This window comes from Streptomyces sp. CY-1 (assembly GCF_047218265.1).
In the GTDB taxonomy this organism is placed as follows: domain Bacteria; phylum Actinomycetota; class Actinomycetes; order Streptomycetales; family Streptomycetaceae; genus Streptomyces; species Streptomyces niphimycinicus.
In genome coordinates, this window is record NZ_CP178393.1 from 687,216 (window position 1) to 711,444 (window position 24,229).

Here is a 24,229-nt window from a genome sequence, read left to right on the forward strand (position 1 = left end):
GCCGCCTCACCGGCTCATCCCCAGCCGGCCGGGTAGCGGCGGTAGCGGCGGCTCCGGGGCCGGATGGCCAGCGTGGACAGCAGCCCGGCGAACCCCACCACGATGACCACCAGGCCGGGGCCGAAGCTCTGGGCGTACGCCACGACGTCGTCGAGCGTCGAGACGCCGTCGTCGGCCCCGGAGGTGCCGGGCGCGGCGCCCGTCTGGCCGCCGGACGCGATGGACGGGTTGGCGCTCTGGGCCTTGGCGCCCGGGATGCTCACCCCGAGCGCGGTCAGCGCCTTGGTCACGGGCTGGAAGAAGGTCACCCCGCCCTTGGTGCAGTCGCCGCTGCCGCCGGAGGTGACGCCGAGCGCCACGCCCTGGGCGAAGAGCGGCCCGCCGCTGTCGCCGGGCTCCGCGCACACGGTGGCCTGGACCAGCCCGGTGACCGTGCCCTCGGGGTAGTTGACCGTCGCGTTGAGCCCGGTCACCTTGCCCGAGCGCAGCCCGGTGGTGCTGCCGCTCCGGAACACCTCCTGACCCACGACGGGGTCGGCCACGCCGGTGACCCGCACCACCTGGCCGCCACCGACGTTCAGCACACTGCTCCGGTCCAGCGAGGTGTTGTCGTACCGCACCAGCGAGAAGTCATTGCCGGGGAAGCTGGTCTGGACCGTGGTGCCGATCTTGGTGCGGCCGGTGGCGTCGGTGAACCAGGGGGTGCCGGGGGGACCGCAGTGCCCCGCCGTCAGGATGAAACCGGTCTGGCCGTCGGTGACATTGAAACCGGCCGAGCAGCGGCTGCCGTTGGTGAACATCGGGGAGGCGCCCGCGGTTCTGGTGGTGAAGGAGTCCGTCGTCCGCTGTGTGCGCACCTCGTCGCCCACCTCCGCCGCGAGGTCCTTCATCCTCGACCAGCGGGCGGTGGAGACGGTGCTGTCGCCGACCAGCACGACCTGGTTGGACTTGGGGTCCACCATCCACGCGGTGCCCGCCACCCGGGGCGCCGAGCGCAGCTTCTCGGTCGCGGAAGCCAGTTGCTCCATGCTGTACCGCACCCGTTTGGCGGTGGCCCCGGCCCGGCTGACCTCGCCCGCCGCCGTATCGTCCGTCACCGCGACCACCGGACGGCCGTCGGCACCGATCCAGTTGCCCGCCGTACGGGAGGTGCCGAGCGCGGATACCAGCCGTCCGCCCACATCGTCCGTCTGGCGCGCGGTCAGGGCTCGCGAACCGTCTCTTCCGGTCGTCCCGTGGGCGGATCCGCCCGGCACGGCCTGCGAGACCATCACCCCGCCACAGACCAGCGCCCCGACAGCCGCGAACCGCACGACCCGGCGCACGCCTCGCCGCATGTGCTTCACCACCCTGTCTCCTTACGTCGATCCAGCCGGGGCCTCGGACGGCGAAGGCCCTCCCCCTCGTACGTAAGGAAACGGTGTCCTGCTCACTCCCCGGACGCAGCGGCGGCCACGGCTCGCCGCCGGCCGCGGGAACCGGGGATCAGCGCCGGTCGCCGTAGCGCTTGCCGAGGAACCCCCCGACCAGCGCGGCCGTGCCGCCGCCGAGGATGGCCGCGCCCTGGGTGGCGGCGTCATGGGCGAGGAAATACGTGGCCACCCAGATGTACGCCACGACCGTGCCCGCGCCGAGCAGCGAGCCGAATGCCTGCAACCCCGTGTGGACCCAGTCCATGCGGCGGCGGTGCTCGCGTTCCCGCTGGAGTTCGGTGAGCATCCACTCCACCGTGCCGGGCCTGACCGCCTCCCACTCCTTGGCCTGTTCCACCGGCAGCCGGTCGCCCCAGGGCACCGCCGTCTCCGGGGGGCCGCCCGGGGCGGGGTTCTCACTCGCGTTTTCGGTCACGGAGCCTCCCCCGGACGGTCCGAGGGGGATGGGGGATCCGCGGCCGCGGACCGTGGCGGCGGAGGCGGCGGGCCGAGCGCGGTGAGGAAGTCGGCCATGTCCCGCTCCATCTCTCGCTCCACCGGACGTCGGGCCCGCCGCGCCGGGGGCTGAGGGATCGCCAGGGACGCCAGATATCCCTCGCGCAGCGCCTGCCAGGGCCCGGCGGGCCGGTGGGCCGCCTCCCGGGCATCCGGGCGCAGGGCGTCGAGCCACCGGGCCCGGCGGTCCCGCTGTCTGGCCGACGCGAAGCCGCGCGCCGCGAGCGCCAGCCACAGCAGACCGAGAAGCACCGGCCCCACCCATCCGGGAATGTCGTCCAGGGAGCCGGGGCGCAGCGAGGGCAGGGCCACCGACCCCGATACGGCGAGCACGACCGCCAGTACGGCGGCGATCGAGACGAGGGCTCCGGCGCCCGCACCGCTCGGACGGGCGGCCGACCGCATGGCCCCCGCGGGGGCCGGGGCGGCCCTTGCCTGGGCCGCGGCCCCGGTTGCCATGGCCGACCTGGGCCGATCCTGGGCCAGGGGGCGCAGCAGCGCCTCGGCCCGCTCGGCCGTCAGCCGCCGTTCCGGGTCCTTGACCAGCAGGCCCTCGATCAGCGGCCGCAGTGGACCCGCGTGTCTCATGGGTGGCGGCGGGTCGTTGAGCACCGCGCTCATCAGCTCGCCCACGCTCTCCCCCTGGAACGGCACGACGCCTTCGACGGCCTCGTACAAAGTCACGCCCAGTGACCACAGATCGGCCTTGAGCATCGCTTCCGCGGTCGCCGGATAGGGCGAGAGCGTGAAGCGCTCCGGTGCCATGTAGGGGGGCGTTCCGACCACCGTGTCCTCGTCCACGAAGGTCAGGCCGAGATGGTCCACCAGCACCGCGGGGCCGTCCGGGCGGAAGAGAATGTTGCGCGGTTTGACGTCGCGGTGGGCGACCCCCGCCGCGTACATCGCCCGTAACGCGCGCAGCACCTCCAGGCCGATCCGGGCGATCCGGGGCGCATACGGCCGTCCGTCCCACTCGCGCATCCGGTCCGCCAGCGAACGCGGGTCGAGGCGCTCCATGACGATCCAGACCCGGCCGTCCCTCTCGCCCAGGTCATAGATGGCGGCCAGATGCGGATGCACGGTCGCGGCGAGGACGCGGACCTCACGGCGCAGCCGTTCGTGCCAGCGCCGGTACGCCTCCGGGTCCGGATCGCCGACCGGGCGCAGCTCCTTGACGACGACGGGGCGGCCGAGCGCCATGTCGTAGGCGTCCCAGACCAGGCTCATACCGCCCGCGCCCAGGCGCCCGCGTAACTCGTACCGGCCGCCGAGCACGCTCCCGTGGGGCGATCCCCCCTCGGAACCCTGCTCGTGCCGATCGCCGCCGGATGTTCCCCCGGTCGTCCCCATCCGCCACCCCCTCACCAGCCGACTGACGCCCACAGTAGGGCGTCGGCCGGGCCCGGCGAAGGGGGCCACGGACACGAGTGCGGTGGCGCACCGCGGCTCAGGAGGCGCCCTTCTCGTACGGCGCGCTGGTGAACACCACCTTGTCGCGGGTGCCGTCGGTCACCCAGAACCGTCGCGGCTGCTCCCCGTAGAGCGCGAAGAGCGGGTCCGGTCCCCAGGCCAGTACGACCTCGTCCTCGCCGTCGTGGTCGAAGTCCCCGGCACCGAAGAGCCTGACGGCGCGCTGCTTCTTGGGCACCTCACGGCCGTCCACGCGGGCCGGGACGGTGCGGTCGAGGGTGCGGCGGTGGGCGATCTCGCCGGGGGCGTCCGGGCGGATCGTCAGCAGTTCGGTGCCGCCGGTGCGCAGCGAGACGGCCAGTTCGTCGGTGCCGTCTCCGTCGGTGTCGGCCGCGGCGAGGGCATCACCGCCCAGGGCGGGGAATTTGATCGGCGAAGGCGTCGATCCGGCCGTGCGCTTGGTGTATACGCTCACTGACTGACTGACGTCCGCGGGTTCCGTCTCATAGCCCGGTTCGTCGTTGCGGCTGCCGGTGTCGGCGACCGCCACGTCCCGCTTCCCGTCGCCGTCGAAGTCGCCGAAGGCGATGGCGTTGCCCTTGCGGAGGGTGCGGCCGGTGGTGGCGAGACCGTCCGGGCCCGCCGTGAGAAGCGCGGACTCCATCTGGTCGTCGTCGCCCTGCGCGTGCACCACCAGGTCGGTGGGCCGGTCGCCGTCGATGGCGTCGGCGTACAGCTCCGCGATCTGGCCGCTGGGGCCGAGCGGATTGGCGTACGTCCGGGTGCGGGCGGCCCTGCCGTCGCGGCCGAACGGGCCGTACATCACGTGGAAGTCCTTGCCGCTCTGGCGCACGGCGGCCAGATCGTGGTGACCGTCCCCGTTGAAGTCGCCCGCCGCCAGGGGCCGGGGGATCTCCAGGCCGTCGTCGGCGTCGGCCAGCCGCAGCGCAGTGGCGGGGGCTCCCCGGCGTGGTCCCTCGGGGCCGCCCCAGGCGATGTAGGGAAGCGTCTGGCTGGAGATGTGGGTGCGCTCGCTGCCGGCCGGATCGCGCTCCTTGGTGGCGGTGGCGATCACATCGGCGAAGCCGTCGCCGTCGAGGTCCGCGGTGGTCGCGGAGTGCATCTCGCCCCCGTTGTGCTCCTGCCACCCGGCGCCGGTGGGCAGGCCGAGGTCCGCCCGGCCGAGCACGGTGCGCACGGCGGGGTCGACGCCCTTCGCCGCGCCGTACACATAGGCGATATGGCGCAGGCCCCCGAGTTCCTGGCCGGAGGCGAGCGGGATTCCGAGCTCGGGGCGGCCGTCGCCGTTGAGGTCGTCCGGCAGCGCGCTGCCCTTGCCCCGGGCGACGGGAGCGGTCGCGGTGGGGGTGACGACGGGTGCGGCCGTGCTGTTCCCGGCCCCGTCGCCACCCTTTTTCGCATCGTCTCCACCGCCACCGCCACACGCGGTGAGCAGCGCCAGCGCGGCGGCGCAGAGGGTGGCGGGGACGGGGCGGAGCCTGGTGGTGGGGGATGCCATCAGGCCACGACAGCGCATCCGGTGGAGCCACGCCATCGGAGAGATCATTTCGTTACGGCACGCACACCGTCAGGGCGCGGCGCCATTACGGCGCTCCCCGGTTTGCGCAGGCGCCCCGCTACGGCACACCCTCCATCAGGACACGCGCCCCGTTACGACGCGCTCCCCGCCAGCGGGTATCCGCAGCGCAGATTCCACCGGCCGGCACGGCCGCTGAGTTCCGTCGCCGTCAGCGGGGCGACGTCCAGCCGCCAGAACGCGGGCGCGGGAAGGCCGAGGGCGTGGACGAGCGCGGCCCGGACCACGGCCGGTTCCACGACGGCGAGCAGCCGCCCCTCGCGGGCGGAGGCGGGCGATGCGGCCGGTGACGGGCTCTCCCGGTGCGCCTCCAGCCACGCCCCGATCCGCTCCACCAGCTCCAGCAGCGACTCGCCGCCGTGCGGCGCCGCGGCCGGATCGGACAGCCATGCGGCGACCTCCTCCGGCCCCTCCTGCCCGACCTCGTCCAGCGAACGGCCCCGCCAACGGCCCACATCGAGATCGCCCAGCTCAGCAGCCACGGCGGCGTCGAGCCCCAGGGCCTGGGCGGTACCGCGGCAGCGCGCGGAGGGCCCGGTGAACGCCGTGTCGTGGTGGGGCAGCGCCGCGGCCGCCGCCTCGGCCCGGCGCACCCCGGCCGGGTCCGGCGGCGCGTCGTCGAACCGCACCTGCCGCAGCGCCGCGTTGACGGCGGGCGCGACCAACGTGATCCGCACCACACACCCCCCTCATCCGCACCATTCGCCCACGTAGAGGCGCATCTTCCGGTATCCGCGCCGTAGCGGCGGACGACCGTCGCGCTACGGTCTCATGCCAAGACGGCGGTGTGCCGCAAGCCCGGTGGGATTCCGGCACACCGGCGTGACCCGGGTGGCGGATCCCGCCACCCGGCAAGCGCAGCCGCGGATGCGCATCGCCACGAACCCCCACACGGTGGAGATATCGGACGTCACCGACCGGGTTGAGGTGCTGTGGTATGCGCGTGACCGGACTTGGGCATGCTGGGCTGTTCATCGAAACCGCGGCGGGATCGGTGCTCTGCGATCCATGGGTGAACCCCGCCTTCTTCGGCTCGTGGTTCCCGTTCCCGGACAACACCGATCTGGACTGGAGGCACTACGGGCGCGCGGCGGACTATCTGTATGTCTCCCATCTGCACCGCGACCACTTCGACGCGGAGAATCTGCGCCGGAACGTGCGCAAGGACATCACGGTGCTGCTTCCGGCCTTCGCCACCGATGAGCTGGAACGCGAGCTGAGCGCGCTGGGCTTCACGAACTTCCTTCACACCCGCGCGGGTGCACCGGTCGAGCGCGATGGTCTGCGCATCATGATCACCGCGCTGACCGGCCCCGGGGACGGCCCCATCGGCGACTCGGCGCTCTCGCTGGACGACGGCGAGACGGTGCTGCTCAACCAGAACGACGCCCATCCGCTGGACATCGCGGCCATCCGGGAGTTCGGCGAGGTGGACGCGTACTTCGTCCAGTTCTCCGGGGCGATCTGGTACCCGATGGTGTACCAACTGCCGGACTCCGCCAAGAAGGAGTTCGCCGCGCGCAAGCGGCAGGGGCAGTTCGACCGGGCGCTGCGCTATATCGAAGCGGTGGAGGCCAAGCATGTGTTCCCCAACGCGGGCCCGCCGTGCTTCCTCGACGACGAGCTCTTCGAGCACAATGGCACCGGCCGGGACGGGACGAGCATCTTCGTGGACCAACTGGAGTTCCTGCGCCAACTGGGCCGGGCGCGCCCGGAGGTGAGAGCGCATCTGCTGCTGCCGGGGACGGTGGCGGAGCCGGAGGACACCGCGTGCAAGCTCACCCACCGCTACACCGAGTCGGAGATCGAGCACATCTTCGGCGAGAAGCGCGCGTATCTGCGGGAATTCGCCCAGCGGCAGCAGCCCGTGCTCGCCGCCGAGCGCGCCTCGCGGGCCCCGGCGCTGCCGCGCGAGCGGCTGCTGGCCGAGCTGAAGCAATGGTGGGAACCGCTGTTGACGCGGGCCGACCGGATCTGTGCGGGCGTCGGCGGCCCGGCGCGGCTGGACGTGGGCGAGGTGCCGATCGTGATCGACTTCCCGGCGCGGGAGGTCCGCCTCTGGGACGGTGAGCGCTGCCGCTACACGCTCTCCACCTCGGCCGATCTGGTGGCCACCAACATCGACCGGCGCGAGGTGGACTGGTCCAACAGCCTGCTGCTGTCGATGCGGTTCACCGCCAGCCGGATCGGGCCCTACAACGAGTTCCTGTATGTGTTCTTCAAGTGCCTGTCCATGGAGCGCATCGAGTACGTGGAGAACTACTACGACTCATGCCAGGACGACGGCCAGGACATCGTGCTGGACGGCTGGCGGGTGCAGCGGCGCTGCCCCCATCTGCGCGCCGACCTCGGCCGGTTCGGGCAGATCGAGGGCGACGTCCTCACCTGCACCCTGCACGGCTGGCGCTACGACCTGTCCACGGGCCGCTGTCTGACCTCGGACGGACACGACATCCGCGCGTCGGCCACGTCGCAACCCGCCGCCGGATCCTGACCCGCGGCCGGAGCGGGGCCGGTGACGATCGGTAGGACAGGAGCGATACGCCCATGCCCGAGGCCCCGGAGCCGTCCGGCTCCCCCGCCCGTCAGAACGTGACCTTCCCCGGGCCGGAGACCACCGCCCACGGCTATCTGGCGCTGCCGCCCTCCGGGCAGGGGCCCGGGGTGATCGTCATTCAGGAGTGGTGGGGCCTGGACCACCACATCGCCGATGTCACCGACCGGCTGGCCCGCGAGGGCTTCGTCGCGCTGGCGCCCGATCTGTACGGGGGCAGCGTCGCCCATGACGCCGAAGAGGCGTACCGGATGATGGCGGAGCTGCCGGTGGAGCGCGGTGTCGAGCTGCTCTCCGGGGCGGTCGGCCATCTCCTCGGCCGGCCCGAGGTCACCTCCGCCACCGTGGGGGCGGTCGGGTTCTGCATGGGCGGCGGCTTCGTGCTGTATCTGGCCGCCACCGATGCCCGGGTCGGCGCGGCGGTGCCCTTCTACGGCGTCATCCAGGGCGACCTGCCGGACTTCTCGGGGCTGCGGGCCGACATCCTGGGCCATTTCGGGGAGAACGACAGCAGTGTGCCGCTGGACGGTCTGGAGCGGCTGCGCCTGGCCATCCGGGAGCAGTCCGGGGTGGAGCCGGATTTCCGGCTCTATCCCGCCGGTCACGCCTTCTTCAATGACGAGCGGCCGTCCTATCACGCGGAATCCGCCGCATCGGCCTGGCGGAGCACGCTGGACTTCCTGCACCGGCGGCTGGGCTGAGGAAATCGGCTTATGCCCGAAAGGGCCTTAAGGCTTCATGAAGCCTTAAGGCCCTTTTAAGGTGAGGCCCGGAAGACCCCGGCGCCGTTTAATCCTCAATCACATTCGTCAAAAAATTTTCCGCCGGTCATGAGACGACTTCGGCAGCCGCCCGTATGGGAGGACGAGCAGCTCGAAAGGGAGTCGAAATGACACGCAAAAGGACACTCAGCGGCAAGAAGAAGCTCGGCCTGCTGGTCGGTGCGCTCGCGCTGGCGGGCACCGGCGCCGGGGTCCTGGCGGCGACCAGCAACGCCAGCACGGACGGCGCGGCACAGTCCTCCACGGCCTGCACCGGGCTGGAGCAGGCGCTGGCCAACAACCAGAAGTTCATCGCGGACCAGCAGGCCAACCCGGACGCACAGTCGGAGGCGCGGATAGCCAATCGTCAGGCCGTCATCGAGGAGATCAAGCGAAAGCAGAAGGCGTCGGGGTGCGCCGTCGACGAGGCGGCCGGCCAGGGGGAGGCGACGGCCCCGGCCGACGGCGGCGCCTCGGCCTCGGCTCCCGCCTCGGCGGCACCCTCGGACTCCGGTGCCGGTGATTCCGGCGCCTCCGGCGAGGTCGTCTGCGCGGGGTCGACCGTCACCCTGTCCGGTGAGGGCGGGGCCCCGGCCGCCTCCAGCAATCAATTCCCGGTCGGCACCAAACTCAAGGTGACCAATCTGGACAACGACAAGTCGACAACGGTCTCCGTCGCCTCGACCTCGGGAAGCTGCGCCCTGCTCAACAACGCCGCCTTCGAACAGGTTCGCGAGCCGGGCAAATTCCTGATCCGCAACGCGCGCATCGAACGCGTGGGCTGAGCCGCCGGCACCGAGGGCAGGCCGTGGACGCGTCGCGGATCGGCGACGTCTCCACGGCCCGCCCTCTCCCCGGCGTGAACCGCGCCCGGGCGTGAACCGCCGATCTGACCGCCATGTCCGACTGTGACCGGTATCGCAGGGTGAGCCTGCCGCGCCTGGGTACCCGCTGCCCATGAACAGAAATGAGCAGCCCCTGCTCACTCCCGATCTGCCGCCGGTCGTCGACGTACCGGACCTGACCTTCCCTGCTCGTGGACGTCAGGCCGATGAGTCGAAGCGCGCGGCGGAGCGGAACGGTGACAAGGAAACCCCCACTTCTGCCCCCACCCCCACTTCCTCTCCCTCTCCCTCTCCCTCTCCCTCTCCCTCTCCCTCTCCCGAACAGCGCCGCATGGCGGCGTAAGGGACGACTTCCACGTCGCCGCCCCGACGGCCGGAGCCCGTCGGGATGATCTCGCGTACTCCCCGTGTTGTCGGGATGATCTCGCGCACTCCCTGTGTTGAGGATGGGCACGGGGAGACGTCAGGCGAGTCTTCGCATCAGGGACAACGCAGCAAGGGGACGGACATCATGCCGTTGCAGGGTGAGTACGAGCCGAGCCCGGAGCAGTTCGTACGGGATCAGGTCGAGCTGTTCGAGAGTTCCGGTGGCACCGAGGGAACGACCATGCGGGGTATGCCCGTGGTCCTCCTGACCACGCGGGGCGCGAAGAGCGGAAAGATCCGCAAGACCCCGCTGATGCGGGTGGAGCACAACGGCATCTACGCCGTCGTCGCCTCGCTGGGCGGCTCCCCCAAACATCCGGTCTGGTACTACAACGTCGTGGGTGACCCGCGGGTCGAGCTCCAGGACGGCCCGGTGCGGCAGGACATGACCGCGCGCGAGGTCACGGGCGAGGAGAAGGCCCTGTGGTGGGAGCGCGCGGTCGAGGCGTACCCGGACTATGCCGACTACCAGACGAAGACCGACCGCCAGATCCCGGTCTTCGTCCTGGAGCCGGCGCCCGCCGGGCACTGACCTGCGACGGGGCCCGGCGCCTCCCACCGATGCTGACTCTGTCGGGGATCTTGAGGATCCCCGGCGGGGCAGTGTGATCAACGGGCATGCTCGGCTCTGTTCAAGAACCAATGCAGTTGTCGAGGTGCCCGTTGTCGCTCCGCCCCCGTTCCGGTGAGCAGTCCCTTCTCTGACCGTGCAGATGGCGCGGGCGAGCAATCCGGGCGGTACGACGGCGATGTGGGTGAGAGACCACCTGGGCGGGCTGTGGCGTGACGAGGACTTCGCCGACTGGTACCCGCGTGATGGCCGCCCGGGTCTCTCGCCCGCCCAGCTGGCCACCGTCTGCGTGCTTCAGTTCCTCCTCGGTCTGTCGGACCGGCAGGCAGCCGAAGCGGTTCGCTGCCGCATCGATTTCAAGTACGCGCTGGCCATGGAACTGGACGACCCCGGCTTCCACCACAGCGTGCTGGCCGACTTCCGTGAGCGTCTCACCGAGGACGGCCGAGCCGACCGTCTCCTCGACCTCGCGCTCGCGCGCCTGAAGGAGGCCGGTCTCGTCCGTGAGCGCACCACCCAGCGCACGGACTCCACCCATGTCCTGGCCGCGGTGCGCGACCTGACCCGGCTGGAACTGGTCACCGAGGCGGTCCGCGCCGCGCTGGAAGAACTGGCCGGCACAGCTCCGCACCTGCTGGCCGGCCTGGTCGACGAGGAGTGGGGGCGCCGCTACGGCCGTCCGGTCCGTCTGGGCAAGAACCCCACCCGCCCCAAGTCCAGGATCCTCGCCACCGGAGGCGATGCCGTCCGGCTGATCGAGCACCTCGGGCAGCACGGGCCGGAACGCTTGTCCGGGCCCCGCGTCCAGGCCCTGCGGCAGATCATGGTGCAGAACTACTGCCGCGACGGGGCCGGCCGCCTGCGCTGGCGCACCGCCGAGGACGGCGGCCTGCCGCCCTCGGCCGTCGCGGTCGTCTCGCCCTACGATCCGACGGCCCGCTACGCGCGCCGCGGCGACACCCGCTGGAAAGGCTTCGTCGCGCATCTCACCGAGACCTGTGACCCGGACGGTGTCAACGTGATCACGGATGTGGCCACCACCGACGCCACCGGCTACGACGCGAAGGCTCTGCCCGGCATCCACACCCGGCTGGGGCGCCGCGGGCTGCTGCCCGCCGAGCACCTGGTCGACGGCGGTTACACCTCCCTGGTCCATCTGGAACAGGCAGCCCGCGAACACCAGATCACGGTCACCGGACCACTGCCGGTCAACACCACCCGCCAGCACCGCAGGAACAACGGGTTCGGCCGCGACGACTTCCACATCGACTTCGACCGCCGGCAGGTCACCTGCCCACAGGGCGAGACCAGCGCGGGATGGCACGGCCCCTACCCGGCTTCCTCACCCACCGCGGCACCTCTGATCATCGCGCGGTTCACCAAGGGCCAGTGCCGTCCCTGCCCGGTCCGCACCCGCTGCACGACCACCGCCGACAGCGCCCGGAGCGTGGGCTTTCCCCCGCGAGAACTCCGTGACCTGCAACTCCGCGTCCGTGCCGAGCAGCAGACATCCGAATGGCAGGCCCGCTATGCGGTCCGCTCCGGAGTGGAAGGCACCGTCAACGAGCTCGCCCACGGACACGGCATGCGCCACTGCCGCTACCGGGGACAGCACAAAGCCCACCTACAGCACGTGTTCACGGCCATCGCCGCAAACATCGAGCGCCTCAGCCGACGGCCGCCGACCGGAGAAGCACCTCCGTCCCGGCCGCCGACCGCCTTCCAGAACTACCTGGACCAGCACGGAATCACCCGGCCGAGGTCTTGGCGGTCCGCCAAAGACTGAACAGACCGCCAAGATCCCCGACAGAGTCAGCATCCTCCCACCGCGCCGGGCCCCTGTGGATCGCCGGAAACCCCTGTGTGATCTACGCCAAAGCATGACCGTTCGATGGATCGGGTAGCCGGGGGGCTGACCCGGAATCCGCAGCCAAGGAAGTGCGCCACATGACCGCGACCGACAAACCCGACTTCGTGCCGATCTACGACAGCCTCGTGGCGGAGCACGGCGACGTCCCCGCCGAGGCCCGGGAGGCGGCCGAGGTCATCCAGCGGGAGGCCGCCGAGGCCCTGGACTGGAGCAGGGTGCGCGGCAACGACTGACGCACTCCGGCCCCCTCGCCCAGGGCCACCGTATCCGTGTCCCGTGAGCGGCCGTCCGCCATCTCCCCGGAAGGCCGCTCGGCACCCCTCACCTTCGATAAACTGCCGATGACGCACGGTGCTTGATGGCGTCGACACTTATCTCATGAGGGGAAACAGTTGACTACAGGGGTCGAGACTTTCGAGTTTCAGGTCGAGGCGCGGCAGCTTCTCCAGTTGATGATCCATTCGATCTACTCGAACAAGGACGTCTTCCTGCGCGAGCTCATCTCCAACGCTTCCGACGCGCTGGACAGACTGCGGCTCGAATCGCTCCGCGACGGAAACCTTCAGGCGGACACCTCTGATCTCCATATCGCCATTGAGGTCGACAAGGAGTCCCGCACACTGACCGTCCGCGACAATGGCATCGGCATGTCGCACGACGGAGTCGTGGAGCTCATCGGCACGATCGCGAACTCCGGCACCGCCAGATTCCTCAAGGAGCTGCGGGAGTCGAAGGACGCGGCCGCTTCCGCGGACCTCATCGGGCAGTTCGGGGTGGGTTTCTACTCCAGCTTCATGGTGGCCGACGAGGTGACCATGCTGACCCGTCACGCCGGGGAGAGCCAGGGCACCCGCTGGGTTTCCAGCGGCGAGGGCACCTACACCCTCGAACCGGCCGACGACGCGCCCCAGGGCACCTCCGTGACGCTGAAGCTCAAGCCGGAGGACACCGAGGATCATCTCTACGACTACGCCTCGCCCTGGAAGATCCGGGAAATCATCAAGCAGCACTCGGACTTCATCACCTGGCCCATCAGGATGGCCCCCGCCCAGGCCCCGGTGACGACGGACGAGACGGACGAGGCCGAGCAGGGCGAGGAGAAGGCGCCCGAGCTCGAGACCGTCAACTCGATGAAGGCGCTGTGGGCCCGTCCCAAGGACGAGGTCACCGACGAGGAATACCACGAGTTCTACAAGCACATCAGCCACGACTGGGTCGATCCGCTCGAGACCATCCGCATGCAGGCGGAGGGCACCTTCGAATACCAGTCGCTGCTCTTCATTCCGGCCCGCGCACCGCAGGACCTGTATATGCAGGACCGCAAGCGGGGTGTGCAGCTCTACGTCAAGCGCGTCTTCATCATGGACGACTGCGAAGCGCTGATGCCGGAATACCTCCGCTTCATCAAGGGCGTGGTGGACGCGGCGGACCTCTCCCTGAACGTTTCGCGGGAAACCCTTCAGCAGGACCGCCAGATTCAGCTCATGCGGCGTCGCCTGGTGAAGAAGGTGCTCTCGACGGTGAAGGACATCATGTCCTCCGACGCGGAGCGCTACGGGACCTTCTGGACGGAATTCGGCCGCGTTCTCAAGGAAGGTCTCCTCAGCGACCTGGAGAACCGCGAGGCGATCCTCGAGGTGTGTTCGTTCGCCTCGACACACGACACCGAGCAGCCGACCACTCTGCGCGGTTACACCGAGCGCATGAAGGACGGGCAGGAGCACATCTACTACATGACGGGCGAGTCCCGCTCGATCATGGAGAGCTCGCCCCATATGGAGGCGTTCCGGGACAAGGGCTTCGAGGTGCTCCTGCTCACCGACCCCATCGACGAGCTGTGGGTCGACGCCGTGCCGGAGTTCGACGGCAAGCAGTTGCGTTCCATCGCCAAGGGGCAGGTCGACCTCGACTCCCAGGACGAGAAGGACGAGGAGGCGGAGGCCGAGCGGGAGCAGCGGCAGAAGGACTTCGCCGAGCTGCTCTCCTGGATGACCACGGCGCTGAGCGAGCAGGTCAAGGAGGTGCGGCTGTCCACGCGGCTGACCACCTCCCCGGCCTGCATCGTGGGTGACACCTTCGATGTCACCCCGGCCCTTGAGAACATCTATCGCTCCATGGGCCAGAACCTGCCCCAGATCAAGCGCATCCTGGAGCTGAACCCCACCCATCCGCTGGTCAGCGGGTTGCGCAAGGCCCATGGTGAGCGCAAGGACGACAGCGGTCTCGCGGAGACGGCCGAGCTGCTCTACAGCATGGCGCTGCTCGCCGAGGGCGGTGAGCTGAGCGATCCGTCGCGCTTCATCAAGCTGGTGGCGGAGCGGGTGCAGCAGACGCTGTAACCACGTCGCGGCGCGAAGCGGGGCGGGCCCTCTCCGGGCCCGCCCCGCGGGCGTTGGTCACCGTCCGGCGCAGGCCGCCGCGGAGGCGTCGATGAGCTGCCGCAGCGCGCCGCGGTAGACCTCGTGGTCGGTCAGCGCGGGCACGACGACGCCGAGGTTTCCGGTGAGGGCCGGGAATTCCTCGGGGTCCAGGGCGGCGAGCGCCGTGCGCGCGGCGGTGCGCACCTTCTTCGCGTCGCGGTGGTCGACGAAGGCGACGGCGCCGAGGGTGAGCAGATACAGCCGCCGGTAGATCCGGATCGCCGCCTCGGGCGCCATTCCTGCGGCGATGCTGTGCGCGAGCTGCGGCTCCACGAGGCGGCTCAGCAGATGCGGGCCCCACCAGGCGCGGCCCGATCGCAGCGCCACCAGCCCGGGATGCTCGATCAGCACCTCGTAGAACGCGGAGAAGCGGGCCTCGGTGGCGGTGGCCCAGTCGAGGTCCTGCCCCACCCGCGGCATCCGCGCCGCCAGCCGGTCCGCGCACGCGTTCACCAGACCGTCGAAGTCGCCGCAGCGGCGGAAGACCGTGGCATGGGAGACGCCCAGCGACTGCGCCACCCTGCGGAAGCTCAGCGCCTCGGGCCCCTCGTCGTCCACGACGGCCAGGGCGGCCTCCGCGATGGCCTCCAGGGTGGGCTGATCGGCTCGGTCCCGGTTGCTTCGCACGGGCCGAGCGTACCAGTGGTTGTTACAGTGTTTCAGTGACTCTTTCCATCGAGGACGTACGAGCCGCGACCCAACGGGGCGCGGGACATATCCGGCCGGTGGCGCTCGCTCCGGTGGAGCAGGGGACATGGGGCGCGGCCGAGGGTTGGCTGGCCCTGGAGTTCCTCCAGTACACGGGCACCTTCAAGGCGCGCGGCGCGTTCAACTTCGTCAGGGCCCACCGGGAGGCGGGCACCCTGCCGGAGACCGGTGTCACCATCGCCTCCGGCGGAAACGCCGGGCTCGCGTGTGCGTGGGCGGCGGCGCGGCACTCCGTACCCGCCACGGTGTTCGTGCCCGAGACCGCGCCCCCGGTGAAGGTCGGCCGGCTGCGCCGGCTCGGCGCCGAGGTCCATCAGATCGGCACCGAGTACGACGAAGCGCGGGAGGCCGCGCAGAAGCACGCCGCCGAGACCGGTGCGCTGCTGTCGCACGCCTACGACCACCCGCTGATCGCCGCCGGGGCGGGCACCGTGATGGAGGAGATCCTCCAGGCCCGGCCCGATCTGGACACCGTGGTGGTGTCGGTCGGGGGCGGCGGGCTGTTCACCGGTGTCGCGGTGTCCGCCCTGGAGCACGGGGTGGGGGTCGTCGCCGTGGAGCCGTACGGATGCCGGGCCCTGAACGCCGCGCTGGAGGCCGGTGCGGTGGTCGATGTCCCGGTGGACTCGGTCGCGGCGGACTCGCTGGGGGCGCGCCATGTGTCCTCAGACGCACTGGAGTGGGCCCGCAAGGACGGGGTGCGGTCCGTCCTGGTGTCCGACGAGGCGATCGTCGACGCGCGGCAGGCCCTGTGGGACGACCGCAGGATCGCGGTGGAGCACGCGGCGGCCACGGCGCTTTCGGCCCTCACCTCCGGCGGCTACCGGCCGCGGCCCGGGGAGAAGGTCGCCGTACTGCTCTGCGGCGCCAACACCGACCCCGCGGACCTCACCCACGGCCGCTAAGCGCTCCGCTGGATGTGCCGCGCCGTGCCCTCGGCCGTCTGTGGTGCCATCGTGGCTGGTCGCGCCCCGCGGCGGAGCCGCATATCCATACAGCCCGGCGCCCCTTCAGGGCACCTGCCGAACCGCAGTGGACTTCATCCGACCTGCTGAGCGGCGCGCTCGCGGGCCGGGCCCGTACAACCGCGCACCGAGCCCGTACGACCGCGGGCCGGCTAGGCGCCGTCGTACGCCGCCTGGAGTGCGGCGATGTCGAGCTTGCCCATCTTCATCATCACGTCGGTGGCCCGCTTGACCTTCTGCGGGTCCGAGCCGGCCACCATGTCGAGGAACACGGTGGGGACGACCTGCCAGGACACCCCGAACTTGTCCTTCACCCAGCCGCAGGGGCCCTCCTCGCCACCCTCGGAGAGCCTGTTCCAGTAGTAGTCCACCTCGTCCTGGTCCGCGCAGTGCACCTGGAAGGAGATGGCCTCGCTGAAGGTGAACTGCGGCCCGCCGTTGAGCCCCACGAACTTCTGTCCGTTGGCCTCGAACTCGACGGTCATCACGGATCCCTCCGCGCCGCCGGGCTCGGCCCCGGTGTAGTGCGCGATCCGTCCGAGCCTGGAGTTCTTGAAGATCGAGATGTAGTGCTGCGCCGCCTCTTCGGCGTTGCCGTCGAACCACAGGCATGTGGTGAATCCGTCGGTGGCCATCGGTTCCTCCTGCGTTGGGGAGCGTTTACCCCTATCGACCGCTCCCGCGCCGGGAATTCATCGGTCCTCGGCCGACCGATCTTCCGTGAGGTAGTGGTGCAGCCGGCAGGAGCCTTCGAGCATGGCCGTGGCGCGCTGGGCGAGCCCCTCCTGACGGCGGGCGATGACCGCGCGCAGGGCGTCGCTGCCGCCGGTGCGGCGCAGGCCCTCGATGACGGGCCGGATCTGGGGCAGCGGATAGCGGACCTGGCGCAGCAGGTCGATCATCCGGGCATCCCGGATGTCGGACGGGCCGTAGACGCGGTAGCCGGTGCCCCGGTCGCGGCGCGGGCGCAGCAGACCGGCGGACTCCCAGACCCGGAGGGCCGAGGTGCGCACCCCGATCCGGGCGGCCACCTCGCCGATGCGCAGTGGCCCGGAGCGTGCGGGCGCCGAGGTGTCCGGGGTCTGCCCGGCGACCGTCTCCAGCGCCTCCCCCGCCGCCTGGAGGGAGAGCCGCTGGTCGTGGAGCGCGGCATGGCCGGCGTTGACGAGGGTGAGCGCCAGGGCGATGTCCTCGGCGTGGACGGCCCGCATGACCGCGCGGGCGGTCTCCGCGCCGTATCCCGGCAGCAGGGCCCGGTAGGTCACCAGGGCTCTGCGATGCCGGTCCTCGAACCTGCGGTAGCCGGCGGGGGTGCGGGCGGCAGGGGGCAGGATGCCCGCGTCGAGGTAGTTGCGGATCTGCTGGGTGGAGACACCCGCCATCCGGGCCAGATCGACGGGGCGCAGCGCGGCGTCCGTACGGCTCACGGTTCGTCACCTTCCCGGCAAGGGTTCACGGGCGAGTTGAAGGTTAGCGCGGCTCTGCCGCACCGAATCCGGCGGGTGTTGGGAGGAAATCCGCGAAAAGTCTCAACGTGCACTTCAATGAAACACTTGAAGGCATGGATGTCAGCGAAATCAAGGTCCGTGGCGCCAGGGAGAACAATCTCCAGAGCGTGAGTGTGGACATTCCCAAGCGAAGCCTTACGGTCTTCACCGGCGTCTCCGGATCCGGTAAGTCCTCGCTCGTCTTCGACACCATCGCCGCGGAGTCGAGGCGGCTGATCAATGAGACCTATACGGCGTTCGTCCAGAACTTCATGCCGACGCTCGGCCGTCCGGATGTCGACTCGCTGCGGAATCTGAGCGCGGCGATCATCGTGGACCAGGAGCCGATGGGCGCCAACTCCCGTTCCACGGTGGGCACCGCCACCGATGCCCACACCCTGCTGCGGATCCTGTTCAGCCGGATCGGCAGCCCCTATGTCGGTCCTCCGCTCGCCTTCAGCTTCAACACGGCCGAGGGCATGTGTCCGCGGTGCGAGGGGCTCGGCCGGGTCACCGACATCGACATCGCCCAACTCATCGACAGCGAGAAGTCGTTGAAGGAGGGCGCGATCACCGTCCCCGGATTCGAGGTGGAGAGCTGGCACTGGCAGGTTATGGCGGCCTCCGGCCTTTTCGACCCCGATATCAGGCTCCGGGACTACTCCCCCGCCCAGTGGGAGGACTTCCTCCACAAACCGGCCACCAAGATCAAGGTGGGGAAGAACAACCTCACCTACGAGGGGCTGGTGACCAAGGTCCGCCGGCTGTACCTGGCGAAGGACCGGGAGACGATGCAGCCGCGGATGCGCGCGTTCGCCGACCGGGCCATGGCCCTGACCGAGTGCGCCGAGTGTGAGGGCGCCCGGCTGTGCGAGGCCGTCCGGTCCTGCCGGATCGACGGCCGCTCCATCACCGAGTGCTCGGCCCTTCAGATCAGCGATCTGGCGGAGTTCGTGGCCGGGATCCGGCACGATTCCGTCGGACCGGTACTGGAGAGCCTGCGGGCGCTCCTGGACTCACTGGTCGAGATCGGCCTGGGCTATCTGAGCCTGGACCGGGAGTCCTCGACCCTGTCCGGTGGCGAGGCCCAGCGGGTACGGATGGTCCGCCATCTGGGCTCCAGCCTGACCGATGTCACCTATGTCTTCGACGAGCCCACGGTGGGTCTGCATCCGCATGACATCGAGCGGATGAACCGGCTGCTGCTCCAACTGCGGGAGAAGGGCAACACGGTGCTGGTCGTGGAGCACAAACCGGAGACCATCCGGATCGCGGACCATGTGGTGGACCTGGGGCCCGGCGCGGGGGCGGCGGGCGGGCGGATCTGCTACCAGGGCGACCTGGCCGGGCTGCGCGCCTCGGACACCCTGACCGGGCGCCATCTGGACCACCGGGTGCGGCTGCGGGAGACGGTGCGGCAGCCCAGTGGGCAACTGCCGGTCCGGGGCGCGCGGTTGCACAATCTGCGGGATGTGAGCGTCGACATCCCCATCGGTGTGCTCACCGTCGTCACGGGTGTCGCCGGATCGGGCAAGAGCTCCCTGATCCATGGGTCGCTGTCCGGGCGGGAGGAGGTGATCGTCGCCGACCAGTCGGCGATCCGTGGCTCCCGCCGCAGCAACCCGGCCACGTATACGGGGCTCCTCGATCCGATCCGGGCGGCGTTCGCCAAGGCCAACCGCGTCAAACCGGGTCTGTTCAGCGCCAATTCCGAGGGTGCCTGCCCCCGGTGCAAGGGCATCGGGCTCATCTACACCGATCTCGCGATGATGGCCGAGGTGGCCTCGGTGTGCGAGGACTGCGAGGGGAAGCGGTTCCGGCCCGAGGTGCTGACGTACCGGCTGCGCGGGCGCGACATCAGCGATGTCCTGGGCATGTCGGTGGCCGAGGCGCGGGAGTTCTTCACAGGCGGCCAGGCCCGGCTGATCCTGGACCGGCTGGCCGCGGTCGGGCTGGGCTATCTGGGGCTCGGCCAGCCGCTCACCACACTCTCCGGGGGTGAACGCCAGCGGCTGAAGCTGGCCATCCATATGGCGCGGAGCGGCACGACATACGTTCTGGACGAGCCGACCACCGGCCTGCATCTCGCCGATGTGGACCAACTGCTCGCCCTGCTCGACCGCCTGGTCGACGCCGGCAACACGGTCGTCGTCATCGAGCACCACCAGGCCGTGATGGCCCATGCGGACTGGATCATCGACATGGGCCCGGGGGCGGGTCATGACGGCGGTCAGGTGGTGTTCACCGGCACCCCCGCCGACCTCGTGGACACCGGCGGCTCCCTCACCGCCGTCCACTTGCGCGACTACGTCAAGCGGGCGTGAACCCCCTCGCCCCGGTAGTCCTGTCCCGTCCCGGCCGAGGGCTCGGGACGGACAGGACCACTGGGGCGGCGCGCCGCGCCGCGTCAGGCGGCGGGCGGAGGTGCGGGAGCGCCCGCGGGCGGCGGGATCTTGGCGTACGCGGCCGTGGTGGCGCCCGCCTCGGCGGGCGTCGCCACGCTCTCGCGCGGCATCAGGGCGTCGCGCGCCGCGCCCGGGTCCCAGCCGGTGTCGACCACCCGCTTCTGCACCAGGATCGCGCCTCCGAGGACGGCGAGGCCGAGCAGCACGATGATGACGAGTCCGGCGGCGCCACCGGCCTTGCCCGCGTTGCCGATGAGCGCGCCGAACCAGCCGAAGTCGGCGTCGCCGAAGGTGGTGTTCTGGTCGCCGAACGCGCCGAGCACCTTGAGCAGCAGGGCGGGGAGGAAGGTGATGAGCAGCCCGTTGAGGAAAGCCCCCACGACCGCGCCGCGCCGGCCGCCGGTCGCGTTGCCGTAGACCCCGGCCGCGCCGCCGGTGAAGAAGTGCGGCACCAGACCGGGCAGCACCAGGGCGAGCCCGAAGGCCGGATTGAAGATCCAGGTGAGCAGGGCCAGCCCGATCAGACCGCCGGTGAAGCTGGAGATGAAGCCGATCAGCACCGCGTTCTGCGCGTACGGGAAGACGATGGGCGCGTCCAGCGCGGGCAGGGCGCCGGGGACGACCTTCTGGGCGATCCCCTGGAAGGCGGGGACGAGCTCACCGAGGATCGTACGGACCCCGAAGAGGATCACGGCGACCGCGATGCCGAACTGGAGCCCCTGCATCACGGACTGCATCAGGTAGTTCCCGGTGCCGGTGGCCACCGTGCCGGTGCCCGTGGCGAACGCCTTGAAGGCGGTCTTCTGCCCCTCCTTGACGAGCAGGAGGACGGCCATGGCCAGGTAGATCAGCAGCATCGACAGGGCGGTGGCCACCATCGAGTCGCGCAGGAAGCGCAGCCCCTCGGGGAGCTTCATCTCCTCGGTGGAGCGGCTGCGCTTGCCGACCACCCGTCCGGTCGCGCCCGCCACGATGTATCCGGCCGTGCCGAAGTGGCCGATGGCGACGGTGTCGCTGCCGGTGACGCGCTTGGTCCAGGGGTGCGCGAAGGCGGGCATCGCGACCAGCATGATGCCCAGCAGCACACCGCCGACGGCCACCACCGCGACGGTCGAGCGGCCTCCGTTGGCCAGGACCACGGTCAGCAGCGTGGCCATGAAGAGCATGTGGTGCCCGGTCAGAAAGACATAGCGGAGCGGGGTGAACCGGGCCAGCAGCAGGCTGACCACAAAACCCAGGATCATCAGCCAGGCGACCCGTGAGCCGAACTGGTCCTGGGCGATGCCGACGATGGCCTCGTTGGTGGGGATGACGCCGTGGGCGCCGGTGACGCCCTGGATCATGGTGCCCAGCGGGTCGAGGGAGGCGGTGACCAGTCCCGCTCCCGCGCCGATCAGCAGAAAGCCGAGGGTCGCCTTGATGGCGCCGCCGACGATCTGCCCGGTGCTCTTCTTCATCGCGATGAGTCCGACGGCGGTGATGATGCCGATCAGATACGCGGGCTCGCTCAGAATCTCATTGACGAGAAACGTGGCGAGGGTGACAAACCAGCCCATGGTGCTTCCTCTGTCCCCGTCGTTCAGACGTCGTACGTGTCCCGGAGCACCGCGTCCACCTCGGCGGTGCTGGTGAAGTCCTGGACGACCTTCACGGGCCGTCCCACATCCCCCAGAGTCCTGGCGATCTCACGGGAGGTGAGCAGGGCCACGGCCTCGGACGCCTTGCCCTTCGCGGAGATGGTGTCGGTGGCCTCCACGGTGACGAACCTCGACCACCCCCATCGGTCCAGCACCTGCTCCAGGGTGTTCTTGAGGAACAGGCTGGTGCCCACGCCGTTGCCGCAGACCGTGAGGATCTTGTGCAGCGAGGCCGCGCGGGGTGCGGAATCGGTGGGCGGCTCGGGATCGGTAGCCGCCTCGGAGCCGTCCTCCGGCCGCTCCCCCGCCAGTACGGCGTGCAGCGCCTTCGGGGTGGGCGCCTCCGCCAGGGCGGCCGCGGTGGCGGGATCGCCCAGAAGCCGCGCCAGGCTCGCCATCGCGGAAGTGTGCGCGGCGGAGTCCTGGGCGGCCAGGGCGACGACGAGGGTGACGGGGTCGTTGGACTCATGCCCGAATTCCACGGGCTCGGCGAGCCGGACCCAGGACATCCCGGTCTGGAGCACCGCCGGGGACGGCCGGGAGTGGGCGAACGCCACCCCCGGAGCGATGACGATGTACGGCCCGTTCTCCTCGACGTTGGCGACCATCTCGCCGGTGTACTCGTCGGTGGTGGCGCCCGTTTCCACCATGAGCCGGCCGGCCGCGCCTATCGCCTCACGCCAGTCGGCCGCCCGGACGTCGAGCCGGACGGCCTCGACGGGCAGCAGGTCTTTCAGGTCTTCCATGCAGGTCATCATGACTGACATGCCTCTGTCACACAGCCCCGGGGGTGAATCCGGAACGACGACCTCCGCATCGCCCGGCAAGCATACGAACACCAGAGCAGCGAGCGCCTCGCACCCCCCTGCGGCCATCAGGGCGCCGGGCAGCGACCAGGTGGCGAGCGGACCGGCGAAGGCAGCGCCCACGGCGAAGCCGCTGATCTTCAGGCTGGCGCCGGTGGTGAACACCTGGCCGCGCAGCCGCTCGGGCGACTCCCGGTGGCGCACCGCGAACAGGGCCGTGAGCTGGGGCCCCTCGGCGGCCCCGGCGAGCAGCACGGCGGCGATCAGCGCGACCGGGTGGCCGGTGGCCGCGAGCGGGGGCGCGAGGACGAGCAGCAGGACTCCGCCGAGGAGCACGGTGTCCGGACGCGGCGGGCGGTGACGGCGGGCGAGAACCGCGTTGGCCACGAGGGCGGATGCGGCGGAGGCGGACAGCAGCAGGGCGCCGCGGTCGGCGCCGCCGAGCACGGCCGCGCCGAGGAGCGGGCAGCAGGTGAGCAGCGCGCCCTGGCCGACGCAGGAGACGACGGAGGTGGCGGTGGCACGGGCGAGCGGCCGGTTGCGGGCGATGGCGCGCAGTCCGGCGGTGAGATCGGCGACGACCGATGTGGCCGATGGCGGGACCGGGGCGGGCGGCGGAGGCGCGGGGAGCGCCCAGGCGGCGGGCAGCGCGAGGCCGATCAGCGCGATGGACACCGCCATGGCGGCCGGAGCCCCGGCCGCCCCCGCGACGGCCCCGGCGAGTGCGGGCCCCACCAGCGCGGCGAGGCTGAATGTCATCGCGTCGAGTGCGTTGGCCCGGGGCAGGGCCCGCGGCGGTGCCACCCGCGGCAGTTGGGAGGTCCAGCCGCCGGACAGGGCCGGTCCCAGCAGCCCGGCGCCCACCGCGAGAAGAAGGGTAAGGGCGAACGGCAACCGCCCCAGCCCCAGCAGGATCGCGGTCAGCGCCACCGCGTAGAGGGCGAGTGCCGCGGCCAGCAGCCGCCCCGGCCGGGCGGAGCGGTCGAGGAGCACCCCGAAGAGCGGTCCGCCGACCGCCGCCGCGATCATGATGCCCGCCAGCAGCGACGAACCCGAGGAGGCCGAACCGGTGAGCGCGGGTCCGGCCAGCAGCAGCGCGGGCCCCGACATCTCGTCCCCCGCACGGGCGGCGGCCGCCCCGCCCAGATAGCACTCCATCGCGTAACGCCCTGGCATACAGATCACGTTACGGGGGTAACGTAAATGTTCACCAGATGCGTTACATTGGCTCCGTGTCACCACCCTCGAACGACGAACGGTCCACCCGGCTTTCGGTGCGGGACACCGCCCGGCGCACCGCCGCCCTCGTCAACGCCCTGACCGCGGAGCCGAGTCCGGACCCCGGCGCGATCGCCGGGATCCTGCTCGACCACGGTGAGCCCGGCCCCGTCGAGCTCACCGCCGGTGATGTCGCGGGCATGCGCACCGCCGCGCTGCGGCTGCGCGAGGTGTTCGCCGCCGCGCAGGTCGACGAGGCCGCCGGGGTGCTGAACCGGCTGCTGCGGGAGGGCACGGGTCCGCTCCGGCTCAGCTCCCACGACGGCCGTTCACCCTGGCATCCGCACCTGGACAGCGATGACGAGGCGCCCTGGGGCGAATGGTTCCTCGCCTCCTCCTGCATGGCGCTGACCGTGCTGATCTGGGACGGTCAGCGCCCGCCCGGCGGCCTGTGCTCCTCCCCCAGTTGCGGCGATGTCTTCCTCACCGTGGGCGGCGGACCGGAGCGCCGCTACTGCTCACGCCGGTGCGCGACCCGTGAGCGGGTGGCCGCCCACCGGCGCGCCAAGGCCGGGCCCCGGTCCCCGTAGGAGACCCAGGCCCCGGGGCGGCACCGGGCGG

20 protein-coding genes and 1 pseudogene are annotated in these 24,229 nt (G+C 70.8%); 10 read left to right on the top strand and 11 right to left on the bottom strand.

The window, feature by feature from the left end; genetic code table 11:
* Positions 1–14: 14 nt before the first annotated feature.
* From ACK1X7_RS03205 to ACK1X7_RS03225, 5 genes are all read right to left on the bottom strand, one after another.
* Entirely contained in the window at positions 15–1,346 is a 1,332-nt protein-coding gene (locus ACK1X7_RS03205; RefSeq protein WP_385154041.1) for a S1 family peptidase, read from the bottom strand.
* Between the two features lie 139 nt (positions 1,347–1,485).
* The gene (locus tag ACK1X7_RS03210) at positions 1,486–1,848 is read right to left on the bottom strand and encodes a hypothetical protein (protein ID WP_216346075.1); all 363 of its coding nucleotides are present in this window, start codon (positions 1,846–1,848) and stop codon (positions 1,486–1,488) included.
* Complete coding sequence (locus ACK1X7_RS03215; RefSeq protein ID WP_413114604.1) at positions 1,845–3,278, bottom strand: serine/threonine-protein kinase; 1,434 nt, start codon at positions 3,276–3,278, stop codon at positions 1,845–1,847. The genes ACK1X7_RS03210 and ACK1X7_RS03215 overlap by 4 nt, the downstream gene beginning before the upstream one ends.
* Positions 3,279–3,375: 97 nt before the next feature.
* Positions 3,376–4,857, bottom strand: a complete 1,482-nt coding sequence (locus ACK1X7_RS03220) for an FG-GAP repeat protein (protein ID WP_385154032.1) — start codon at positions 4,855–4,857, stop codon at positions 3,376–3,378.
* A 152-nt stretch (positions 4,858–5,009) separates the two neighbouring features.
* Positions 5,010–5,615, bottom strand: coding sequence for a histidine phosphatase family protein (locus ACK1X7_RS03225; protein ID WP_385154029.1), 606 nt, complete (start codon positions 5,613–5,615; stop codon positions 5,010–5,012).
* 257 nt (positions 5,616–5,872) lie between these two features.
* On the opposite strand from ACK1X7_RS03225, the gene ACK1X7_RS03230 reads away from it, so the two are divergent.
* The 7 genes from ACK1X7_RS03230 (at position 5,873) to htpG (ending at position 14,301) form a co-directional block, all read left to right on the top strand.
* Entirely contained in the window at positions 5,873–7,429 is a 1,557-nt protein-coding gene (locus ACK1X7_RS03230; RefSeq protein WP_385154026.1) for a Rieske 2Fe-2S domain-containing protein, read from the top strand.
* Between the two features lie 53 nt (positions 7,430–7,482).
* Entirely contained in the window at positions 7,483–8,190 is a 708-nt protein-coding gene (locus ACK1X7_RS03235; RefSeq protein WP_385154023.1) for a dienelactone hydrolase family protein, read from the top strand.
* Positions 8,191–8,378: 188 nt separating this feature from the next.
* Entirely contained in the window at positions 8,379–9,035 is a 657-nt protein-coding gene (locus ACK1X7_RS03240; protein WP_385154020.1) for a hypothetical protein, read from the top strand.
* Between the two features lie 571 nt (positions 9,036–9,606).
* Positions 9,607–10,053 carry a nitroreductase family deazaflavin-dependent oxidoreductase gene (locus ACK1X7_RS03245; protein ID WP_385154014.1) on the top strand — a complete coding sequence of 149 codons (447 nt, stop codon included), beginning with the start codon at positions 9,607–9,609 and terminating at the stop codon, positions 10,051–10,053.
* 223 nt (positions 10,054–10,276) lie between these two features.
* Positions 10,277–11,878 (top strand): IS1182 family transposase, encoded by a 1,602-nt coding sequence (locus ACK1X7_RS03250; RefSeq protein ID WP_413114605.1) that lies wholly within the window; start codon positions 10,277–10,279, stop codon positions 11,876–11,878.
* A gap of 161 nt (positions 11,879–12,039) precedes the next feature.
* Complete coding sequence (locus tag ACK1X7_RS03255) at positions 12,040–12,195, top strand: hypothetical protein (protein WP_385157907.1); 156 nt, start codon at positions 12,040–12,042, stop codon at positions 12,193–12,195.
* 159 nt (positions 12,196–12,354) lie between these two features.
* Positions 12,355–14,301 (top strand): molecular chaperone HtpG, encoded by a 1,947-nt coding sequence (gene htpG / locus ACK1X7_RS03260; protein ID WP_390794533.1) that lies wholly within the window; start codon positions 12,355–12,357, stop codon positions 14,299–14,301.
* Between the two features lie 57 nt (positions 14,302–14,358).
* Here htpG and ACK1X7_RS03265 read toward each other — a convergent pair whose 3' ends face one another.
* Complete coding sequence (locus ACK1X7_RS03265; RefSeq protein WP_390794534.1) at positions 14,359–15,009, bottom strand: TetR/AcrR family transcriptional regulator; 651 nt, start codon at positions 15,007–15,009, stop codon at positions 14,359–14,361.
* Positions 15,010–15,044: 35 nt separating this feature from the next.
* Here ACK1X7_RS03265 and ACK1X7_RS03270 point away from each other — a divergent pair, with 35 nt between their 5' ends.
* Positions 15,045–15,995, top strand: a complete 951-nt coding sequence (locus ACK1X7_RS03270) for a serine/threonine dehydratase (protein WP_413114606.1) — start codon at positions 15,045–15,047, stop codon at positions 15,993–15,995.
* Between the two features lie 212 nt (positions 15,996–16,207).
* Here ACK1X7_RS03270 and ACK1X7_RS03275 read toward each other — a convergent pair whose 3' ends face one another.
* Positions 16,208–16,690 (bottom strand): VOC family protein, encoded by a 483-nt coding sequence (locus ACK1X7_RS03275; protein ID WP_385158119.1) that lies wholly within the window; start codon positions 16,688–16,690, stop codon positions 16,208–16,210.
* A gap of 57 nt (positions 16,691–16,747) precedes the next feature.
* Positions 16,748–17,437, bottom strand: coding sequence for a MerR family transcriptional regulator (locus ACK1X7_RS03280; RefSeq protein ID WP_385158123.1), 690 nt, complete (start codon positions 17,435–17,437; stop codon positions 16,748–16,750).
* Between the two features lie 179 nt (positions 17,438–17,616).
* Between ACK1X7_RS03280 and ACK1X7_RS03285 the strand changes: the two genes are divergently transcribed.
* A complete protein-coding gene (locus ACK1X7_RS03285) occupies positions 17,617–19,866 on the top strand; it encodes an ATP-binding cassette domain-containing protein (RefSeq protein ID WP_390794537.1) in 2,250 nt (749 codons plus the stop codon).
* 83 nt (positions 19,867–19,949) lie between these two features.
* On the opposite strand, the gene ACK1X7_RS03290 is transcribed toward ACK1X7_RS03285, so the two are convergent.
* The 3 genes and pseudogenes from ACK1X7_RS03290 to ACK1X7_RS03300 all read right to left on the bottom strand — a co-directional run.
* Positions 19,950–21,503, bottom strand: coding sequence for a PTS ascorbate transporter subunit IIC (locus ACK1X7_RS03290; protein ID WP_385109311.1), 1,554 nt, complete (start codon positions 21,501–21,503; stop codon positions 19,950–19,952).
* 23 nt (positions 21,504–21,526) lie between these two features.
* Entirely contained in the window at positions 21,527–22,330 is an 804-nt protein-coding gene (locus ACK1X7_RS03295; RefSeq protein WP_361507782.1) for a PTS sugar transporter subunit IIA, read from the bottom strand.
* 84 nt (positions 22,331–22,414) lie between these two features.
* Positions 22,415–23,548, bottom strand: a pseudogene (locus ACK1X7_RS03300) (MFS transporter); the annotation flags it as partial.
* Between the two features lie 56 nt (positions 23,549–23,604).
* On the opposite strand from ACK1X7_RS03300, the gene ACK1X7_RS03305 reads away from it, so the two are divergent.
* Positions 23,605–24,198, top strand: coding sequence for a CGNR zinc finger domain-containing protein (locus ACK1X7_RS03305; protein WP_385155629.1), 594 nt, complete (start codon positions 23,605–23,607; stop codon positions 24,196–24,198).
* The last annotated feature ends 31 nt before the right edge of the window (positions 24,199–24,229 follow it).